The 8,442-nt window shown below is 44.9% G+C and carries 8 protein-coding genes; all 8 read right to left on the bottom strand.

Annotation, left to right across the window (positions count from 1 at the left end; genetic code table 11):
• Positions 1 to 182 precede the first annotated feature (182 nt).
• Positions 183 to 641, bottom strand: coding sequence for a transcriptional repressor NrdR (gene nrdR / locus IJG50_06695; GenBank protein ID MBQ3379537.1), 459 nt, complete (start codon positions 639 to 641; stop codon positions 183 to 185).
• A gap of 121 nt (positions 642 to 762) precedes the next feature.
• A complete protein-coding gene (locus IJG50_06690) occupies positions 763 to 1,065 on the bottom strand; it encodes a hypothetical protein (protein ID MBQ3379536.1) in 303 nt (100 codons plus the stop codon).
• A gap of 292 nt (positions 1,066 to 1,357) precedes the next feature.
• Positions 1,358 to 2,299, bottom strand: coding sequence for a protein translocase subunit SecF (gene secF, locus IJG50_06685; GenBank protein ID MBQ3379535.1), 942 nt, complete (start codon positions 2,297 to 2,299; stop codon positions 1,358 to 1,360).
• A gap of 14 nt (positions 2,300 to 2,313) precedes the next feature.
• A complete protein-coding gene (secD, locus tag IJG50_06680) occupies positions 2,314 to 3,591 on the bottom strand; it encodes a protein translocase subunit SecD (GenBank protein ID MBQ3379534.1) in 1,278 nt (425 codons plus the stop codon).
• Positions 3,592 to 3,696: 105 nt separating this feature from the next.
• Positions 3,697 to 5,127, bottom strand: coding sequence for an adenylosuccinate lyase (locus IJG50_06675; protein MBQ3379533.1), 1,431 nt, complete (start codon positions 5,125 to 5,127; stop codon positions 3,697 to 3,699).
• 185 nt (positions 5,128 to 5,312) lie between these two features.
• Complete coding sequence (locus IJG50_06670) at positions 5,313 to 6,518, bottom strand: pyridoxal phosphate-dependent aminotransferase (GenBank protein ID MBQ3379532.1); 1,206 nt, start codon at positions 6,516 to 6,518, stop codon at positions 5,313 to 5,315.
• A 350-nt stretch (positions 6,519 to 6,868) separates the two neighbouring features.
• Positions 6,869 to 7,459 carry a dipicolinate synthase subunit B gene (locus IJG50_06665; GenBank protein MBQ3379531.1) on the bottom strand — a complete coding sequence of 197 codons (591 nt, stop codon included), beginning with the start codon at positions 7,457 to 7,459 and terminating at the stop codon, positions 6,869 to 6,871.
• Positions 7,456 to 8,334: a dipicolinate synthase subunit DpsA gene (gene dpsA / locus IJG50_06660; protein ID MBQ3379530.1), complete on the bottom strand. Its 879-nt coding sequence runs from the start codon at positions 8,332 to 8,334 to the stop codon at positions 7,456 to 7,458. The genes IJG50_06665 and dpsA overlap by 4 nt, the downstream gene beginning before the upstream one ends.
• Between the last annotated feature and the right edge of the window lie 108 nt (positions 8,335 to 8,442).

Below are 8,442 nucleotides of genomic sequence, written 5' to 3'. Positions count from 1 at the left end.
TGCAGCAATTCACGAATTTTCTCCCTCCGTGCTCGTTCCTCGGAACTGCGTTTTCTTCTGCTGCTCATAATTAAACCTCCAATATGGTGCTTCTATTTTACACCTTATCGGAGGTTTACACAATTTTCGGGACGGCCTCGATAACGTTCATAAAACGTCATCCGCTCAGCAGCTGTGATCGATTACTTTTTACTGTTTAGGATCATAAGAAGCTCTTTCATGAAGGTGTCAATATCCTTAAACTCCTTATATACAGAGGCAAAACGCACATAGGCGACGTCGTCGATCTCCTTAAGACGGTCCATGACAAGCTCGCCTATCTGTTTTGTGGTAACTTCCTTTTCCATGGAATTATACAGCTCGGATTCTATATCGTTAGCTATACCCTCCAGCGTAGAAATCGATATCGGGCGTTTTTGACACGCGCGCAGAAGACCGGTAAGCAGCTTTTGCTTATCAAATTCTTCGCGCGATTTATTCTTCTTTATTACCATAAGAGGAATACGCTCCACCGTTTCATAGGTGGTAAAGCGTTTGCCGCACTTGAGGCATTCGCGCCGACGTCTTATGCTTACGCTTTCGTCAGTCGGTCTGCTGTCGATAACTTTACTTTCATAATAGGAGCAATATGGACATCTCATGGCAATTTTCCCTTCAACGAAATAATAATTATGTAATCTGTTTAAATAATTATATCAACTAAACGCATATGTTTCAATATAAAAATCAAAAAAAATACAAAATATAGTTGTTTTTTTTGATCTATTCGGAAATGTGGTCATAAACTATGTCAAAGAGCGTACAAGGAGTAACTGCGCCGTCGATAAGCCTGCCGATAAGGCGCTCGGTAAAGCGGCGGTCGCACGATATGGATCGAATAAAAGACGACTCGTTCATTTGCGGCGCATTGGGATATTCAAGCGATATTTCACATCCGTATTCTGTAAGCGTATCTTTTTCATCCGTTGTTTCGCTTTTGCTGATAAGCATATAGTAGTTGAGTACAAAGGGCATATCAGACCCGCTATTTTGTGTTATGCTTGATGCTTTTATGCGTTCGTACATTTCTCTCATCTCCTGTTTTTTAGTTTTTTCAAGAGTAATTCTAACAACATATCCCTAAAAAACAAGAGGCGTTTCATCGCAGTATTCTTCAAAAAACAACATTTGCTTTAATAAATGTAGATAACGCCTGTCATTTGAATTATGTCAACTGACATGCAGAAGAAAAATGATATTTTCTGTCGCAAAAAGAAGATAAGTTTTTTATTCTCTATGCCCGTAATAAAAGCTTTTTTGCAGCAAAAAAAGACGAACGTTGAGCTCGTCTTTTTCTCGATTTTGATTATTGTTGTTATTAAGCTTTTGCGCGCTTTGCTTTAGCTTTAGCCGGAGCCTTGGTGCTGCCCTGGCTCTTCTTCTTGTTTTCAAGCATATACCAGAAGTTGCCCGAAAGGAATACGGACGAATACGTACCGCAGATTATACCGATAACTATCGGAAGAGCGAAGTTTCTTATGGAATCTACGCCCATTATGCAAAGCAGGAGCACCATTACGAAAGTCGTAAGAGACGTGAGTATCGAGCGATTCATTGTTTGCCATATGCTTGTGTTTATAACGGTTGCAAAGTCGTCGCGCGACATCGTTTTTTTGTTTTCTCTCACTCTGTCAAAAAGAACGATGGTCGCATTTATCGAATAACCCACTATTGTAAGTATGGCTGCGATAAATGAAGTGTTTATCGGTATTGCAAACAGTATATAGAACGTAAGCACAACGAGCACGTCGTGAACAAGGCAGATTATCGCCGAAAGTCCCGACTTGAAGCTGAACCTTATCGTGATGTACACGAGCATCAGCACGACGGCTACAACGACTGATATCAGCGCTGCACGGCTCATATCGGCGCCGACTGACGGAGAAACATTATCTACCGAGTAGCGGTCTGCAACAGTGAGGCCGAACTCTTCTGCAATGGCGTCGAACGCTGCGTCACGCGTTTCGCTGGAGAGCTCTTTCGATTTTATGATCACTTCCTGGCGCTCGCTGCCGGTTATCTGGATGCTCGAGGCCGCTTCGCCCGTTATTTCGACCATGATATCATTGAGCTTAGATATATCCTGATCCGTTATTTCCTTATGGAGGTTATACTGCTGAGTAGTACCGCCGGTGAAGTCTATATCAAGATTAAAACCGCGAATGCAGAATCCGATAATACCGGCAACTATTATGATTATCGATATGGCGAGAAAGATCTTTCTCTTTCCGACAATGTCAATGCGTATCTTTGTGTTCATTCTAAATCCCTCCTTTAGGCGCCGTAAAGCTTATGGTTAGTGATACCGAAGCCGACCATGCACTTTAAAAGTATTCTGGTTATAATAAGCGCCGTTATGAGCGATACGATAATTCCTACAAAGAGCGTTATCGCAAAGCCCTGGATAGAACCGGTACCGAACTGCCACAGCACGAACGCTGCTATAAGAGTCGTTATGTTTGCGTCCAAGATAGCTTTGAATGCACGTTTAAAGCCGCTCTCAACAGAAGCCTTGACCGACTTGCCAAAGCGTATTTCTTCCTTGACACGCTCGAATATGATGACGTTTGCATCGACTGCCATACCTATGGACAGGATTATACCGGCGATGCTGGGAAGCGATAAGTTAAAGCGGAATACAGTTATGATTATTCCTACGATAGATACATATGCAACGAGGGCTATAACAGACATAAGGCCCTGGATGCGATAGAAAACTACCATTATGATCGCCACAAGGATAAGACCTATAAGGCCTGCCCAAAGGCTTGTCTCAAGGGCGCGTTCACCTAACTGCGGGCCTACCGAACGAAGCTCGACGTCTTTTAATGCGAACGGAAGCTGTCCGGCTGTTATTATATCTGCAAGCCACGTAGTTTCCTCTGCCGTAAAAGTGGGGCTTTCGATAATGCAAGACTCGGAATCTATGCGATACGAAACGGATGCAGAGCTTACTACCTCGCCGTCCATTAAGATAGCTATAATATTCTGTCCCTGCGGAAGCTTTGATATTCTGTCGGTCTCATTGGCGAAGATCTTAGCCGCGTCCTGCGTGAACGTGAGCTGAACGTAGTATTGGCTTGTACCGTTTTGCTGAGTCTGGCCGTACTGCGACTTTGCCGAAACTACGTCGGAGCCAGTAAGGAATACGTTGCCCTGATAGTCGCAGAACACAAGCTGTGCAGTCGAACCAAGCTTCTGTACCGCCTCTTCGGGATCGTCAATGGACGGTATCTCTATGCGTACACGCCTGTCGCCGACCTTTGTGATATCAGCCTCGTAGAGTCCCAAAGAATTCAGACGCTGGCGCATCATGCTGACAACAGAGTCCATATTGGTAGATAATTCGTCCGGGCTCATGCTCTCTTCGATCTGCGCTTCATAAGTAATAACGGAACCGCCTACGAGGTCAAGACCTTTACGAACGCCGTTTTCCGTATCGAAGACGCTGGGTATCATGAAATTGCCGATGTAAACGCCTGCAAGAGCAATATAAGTAATTATTGCAATTATAATAAGCGTTACAATAAACTTAGGAAGGGGTTTTGCCATACATTATGCCTCCTTTTTACAAACAAATTAAATTATATAACCAAAAGCGGTTCAAAGTCAATAAAACAACGATAATTTGATGAAATATTTATTATATTGGTTATGTTATACGTTCAATTCAACTTTCATACCGAGCTGGTCGCCGTATTTTTCTAAGATCGGAGATATAACTTCGTCTAAAAACTCAAGAGTCTGATTTGCGGCGCGTCCAGTATAATCGGACGGGTCGAGCATCGTTTCTATCTCCTCTTTCGTAAGGCCGAACGCCGGATCCGATACGATGCGGTCGATAAGGTCGTTTTCGCCGCCGTTCTCCTTTACGTTCTTGCCTGCCGCGATAGAGTGAACTCTGAGCTTCTCGTGAAGCTCCTGCCTGTCGCCGCCCTTTTTAACGGCGTTCATCATTATGTTTTCGCTTATCATAAACGGAAGCTCCGACATGATGCGGCGTCTTATCATTTTCTCGTATACCACCATGCCGCGCGTTATATCTATGTAGATATTGAGTATGGCGTCAACGGCCAAAAAGGCTTCGGCAACGGATATGCGCTTGTTTGCGGAATCGTCCAAGGTCCTTTCGAACCACTGTGTAGCCGAGGTCACCGCGGGATTTAAGGCGTCTATTATGACGTATCGCGCAAGCGAGCCTATGCGTTCGCTTCTCATGGGGTTTCTCTTATACGGCATGGCTGACGAGCCTATCTGATGCGCCTCGAAGGGCTCCTCTATCTCCTTTAGGTGAGAAAGCAGACGAAGATCGTTGGAAAACTTATACGCGCTCTGAGCTATTCCCGAAAGGACGTTCAGCACGCGGGAATCGAATTTGCGCGAATAAGTCTGTCCCGAAACGGGAACGCACTCCGAAAAGCCCATCTCGTTTGCAATAAGCTTTTCAAGCTCTTTGACTTTGGCTTCATTGCCCTCGAAAAGCTCCATAAAGCTTGCCTGAGTGCCCGTGGTGCCCTTTGAGCCCAAAAGCTTCAGACGCGATAAAATATACTCAACGTCTTCAAGGTCCTGCGTAAGCTCATATATCCAAAGCGAGGCCCTCTTCCCCACCGTAGTAAGCTGCGCCGGCTGAAAATGCGTAAAGCCGAGAGTCGGCGTTTTTGCATATTTTCTTGCGAATTCGGAAAGCTGCCATATGACGTTGACAAGCTTTTTTCGTATGAGCAGAAGCCCTTCCTTCATTAAAATAACGTCGGTATTGTCGCCAACGTAGCACGAAGTCGCGCCGAGGTGGATTATTCCCTTTGCATTAGGGCACTGAAGGCCGTAGGCGTACACGTGCGCCATAACGTCGTGGCGGACCTCTTTTTCGCGCTTTTTAGCGTCCTCGAGATTTAACTCGTCCTTATGCGCTTCAAGCTCCGCTATCTGCTGCGGCGTTATAGGCAGGCCGAGCTGCATTTCGGCGCGCGCCAAAGCGATCCAGAGTCTGCGCCACGTTTTGAATTTCTTATCCTCAGAGAAGATATACTGCATTTCGTCGCTTGCATATCTTGAGCTTAAAGGACTTTTATAAGACGTACTCATTTTTCACCTCTATAAACAAAATACAGGCGCGAAAAAATGCGCGCCGGTTTTATTATTAACACAGTAAAGTTTAATACTAACCGATGTCGTTGTCAAATGAAAATGCTGTTGTTTAAACGCATAAGCGAAGCGGCCGAATAACGGTACATGACCGAAATGCAGCCGCTTTTTTACAGACGCATTATTTATTCTTCGATCTCTTTTAAAAATGCTTCAAGTCTGTCAAGACCTTTTACGATATTTTCCATGGAGGTTGCATAAGACCATCTCACATAGTCGCCCGCGCCGAAGCTTTCGCACGGTACGAGGGAAAGCTTGAATTGATCGAGCAGTATCTCGCAGAGCGACGACGCGCTTTCTATCTCTTTGCCGTCGTATTTCATGGAGAAAAGCTCCGATACGTTCATCATTACGTAAAACGCGCCCATAGGCTTGCGGCAGTGAACGTGCGGCAGGTTGTTTATGCGGTCTACCATATAGTTTCTGCGCTTTAAAAACTCTGCCTTCATGCGGTCGGCGGAGCCGTCGTCCTTTGACAGAGCCGCCAAAGCAGCATATTGAGCTATCGTATTGGGGTTTGACGACGAATGGCTCTGATAATTGCTTATAAGCGCCGCTATCTCGTGATTGCTTGCGCTGTATCCAATACGCCAGCCCGTCATGGCATAAGTTTTTGATACGCCGTTTATAACTATCGTAAGATCCTTTATATCATCATTGAACGTGGCGATGCTTACGTGTTCTTTGCCGTCGTAAACGAGCTTTTCGTATATTTCGTCGGAAATAACGTAAATACCGTTTTTAACGCATATATCCGCAATGACCTTGAGAAACTCGTTAGATATCATCATGCCGGTAGGGTTGTTGGGGTTTGTTATTATAATGGCCTTTGTTTTATCGGATAAAGCGTCTTCTATCTGCTTTCTCGTTATCTGAAAATCGTCTTCTTCTTTTCCCTCAAGTATTACGGGATATCCGCCCGCCATTTGTATCAATTCGTAATAGCTTACCCAGAACGGACCGGGGAGAATGACCTCGTCGCCGGGATTTAAGAGTACGCTCAGCGAATTGTAAAGCGCCTGCTTTGCGCCGCTCGATATGATTATCTGCGAGGGCTCGTACGTCAGGTTGTTGTCTTTCTTTAATTTATTGCAGACCGCTACTTTAAGGTCGTATATGCCTGATGCGGGAGTATATTTCGTTTTGCCTTCCGCTATTGCCTTGCATGCAGCGGCTTTGATGTATTCGGGAGTGTCAAAATCGGGCTCGCCTGCGGCAAATCCGACCACGTCAATACCCTCGGAGAGCATACGCTTGAACTTTGCATCGATTCTCAGAGTTGCTGAAGGGTGTATTCTCGATGCTCTCCTGGATAAAGGTTTTTTATTCATTCAATTTGTCACCTCTCAAAAGTTACCCAAAAGCGCTTCCAGCGCTGATTTCAAGATATTATATAACAGTTCTTGCAAAATATCAAGAAAAAAGGCGCAAAAAAATAAAAATATGCAATTTCACAATAAACTTTATTCATTTTGCATTGGATTACAGCACTAATTATATAAAAAAAGCGGGTGCTGAGGTAAAATATAGATATAATAGCAAACGGCGCGAAAATTTCGCCTAAAGCAGATGAAAAGACGCTTCCAAAGGACCATACATTCCCGTGAAAGCGTCTTTCTTTTATGCGCTTTTTAAAAAGAAGCAGTTTTTTATAAAGCCCCTTATCATGAAGCCTGCGCTTTCATATTATTACGGGCTGAAGCTGTTTGCCCGAAAGCGCGCATAAAGCGGCTTCTGGAAGCCGCTTCATATCGGAAAGCAAGGAAGATTCTTTAGATATGGGATCGTCCTGTCCGAACGGCACAAAGAATACGTTTTTTGTATTCATAAGCGTACCGATGTTCTTAAGGTTTGCCGACAGCGCATCGTTCGTAGACGGAGCAATGATCACCGGCCGCTTGTTTCTTAGCTGCGCTTTTGCGGCCATCGTTACGGAAGTATCGGTAATACCGGAGGCAAGCTTTGCAAGCGTGTTGCCTGTGCAGGGGGCAATGATCAGCGCGTCAAGCAGCTTTTTTGGGCCTATCGGTTCCGCTTCGATGATCGTGTGTATGACCTTTTGCTTGCACGCTGCTTCAAGCTTTTCTATATGCTCGCGCGCCGTTCCGAAGCGCGTATCTGTAGAATAAGCGTTTTCTGACATTATCGGAACAACGGAGCATCCCGTTGATATCAGTCCAAAAAGCCCTTCAAAGGCTTTAAGAAATGTGCAGTAAGAGCCGCACATCGCAAAGCCTATAGTAAGTCCTTCAAGGCATATATTGTCTTTCATTTGCTCATCTCCGTTTCGTAAAGCATATTTTCAATAGTAGAGAGTATTATGCGCCCGGCAGCGGCAGGCGCCGTTTTGCCCGGCAGTGACAACGCGCGCACGGCCTTGATGCCCATGCTGTTTGCCGCGTCAAGGTCTATTCCGCCGGGCAGCGAGGCAAGATCTATCATAACGCAGCCGTTTTTTACATGGGAAATAAGCTTTTTGTTAAATATCATATATGGCACTGTGTTTACTATAATATCAAAATCAAGCTCCGTATAAAAAAGCTCATCTGTTTTTATCGGTTTCATGGAGTATGCCGCGATCCACGAAAGATCTTCTGGTTTTCTTGCGCTTACGGTCACGTCTGCGCCCAAAAGATGAAAGCGCCGGGAAAGTATCTTCCCTATTCTGCCGTAGCCGCATATAAGAACGCGGCTTCCCATGATCGTGCCGTCTGTATTTTCTATTGAGACGGCCAGCGCGCCTTCTGCCGTAGGTACGGCGTTCATAACGGCAAAATCCTCGCGTTTCATGTAATCGTTTATGACGAATCCTGATTTTTCGGCCGCTTCAACACAGCTTTTGTCGATTTTTCCGCCGAATACTTTTGCGCTTTTCGGTATTATGCGAAAAAGGGTATCAAAAGTTACGTTTTCATCCGAAAAAGGCGCGTTGAGTTTGCCTTGTATAAATGCAGGAAGCGGAAGTATGACTATATCTGCGCCGTAAAGCGCATCTCTGCATATCGGCTGAGAAGTATGACGTCCGAGAAAGCCGCTTTTTTCAAATGCGCATAATACAACGTCGTTATTCTGCAAAAGAAGGCGTTCATATATGGCGAATTGACGCATATCGCCCCCTATGACCGCAACCGAATGATTTCGTATCATTTTTATTTCCTCCGGTTCATCAGGATTACACGATATAATATGCAAAACTTGGCCTTCTTGTGTTTGCGGCAAGAAAAGAGGATCTGATATGAGAGAAACAGTCACGAA

Source organism: Clostridia bacterium, assembly GCA_017405765.1.
Lineage (GTDB): Bacteria > Bacillota > Clostridia > Oscillospirales > RGIG577 > RGIG577.
Note: the sequence above shows the minus strand (reverse complement) of the source record. Positions and strands in the feature narration are given on the sequence as shown.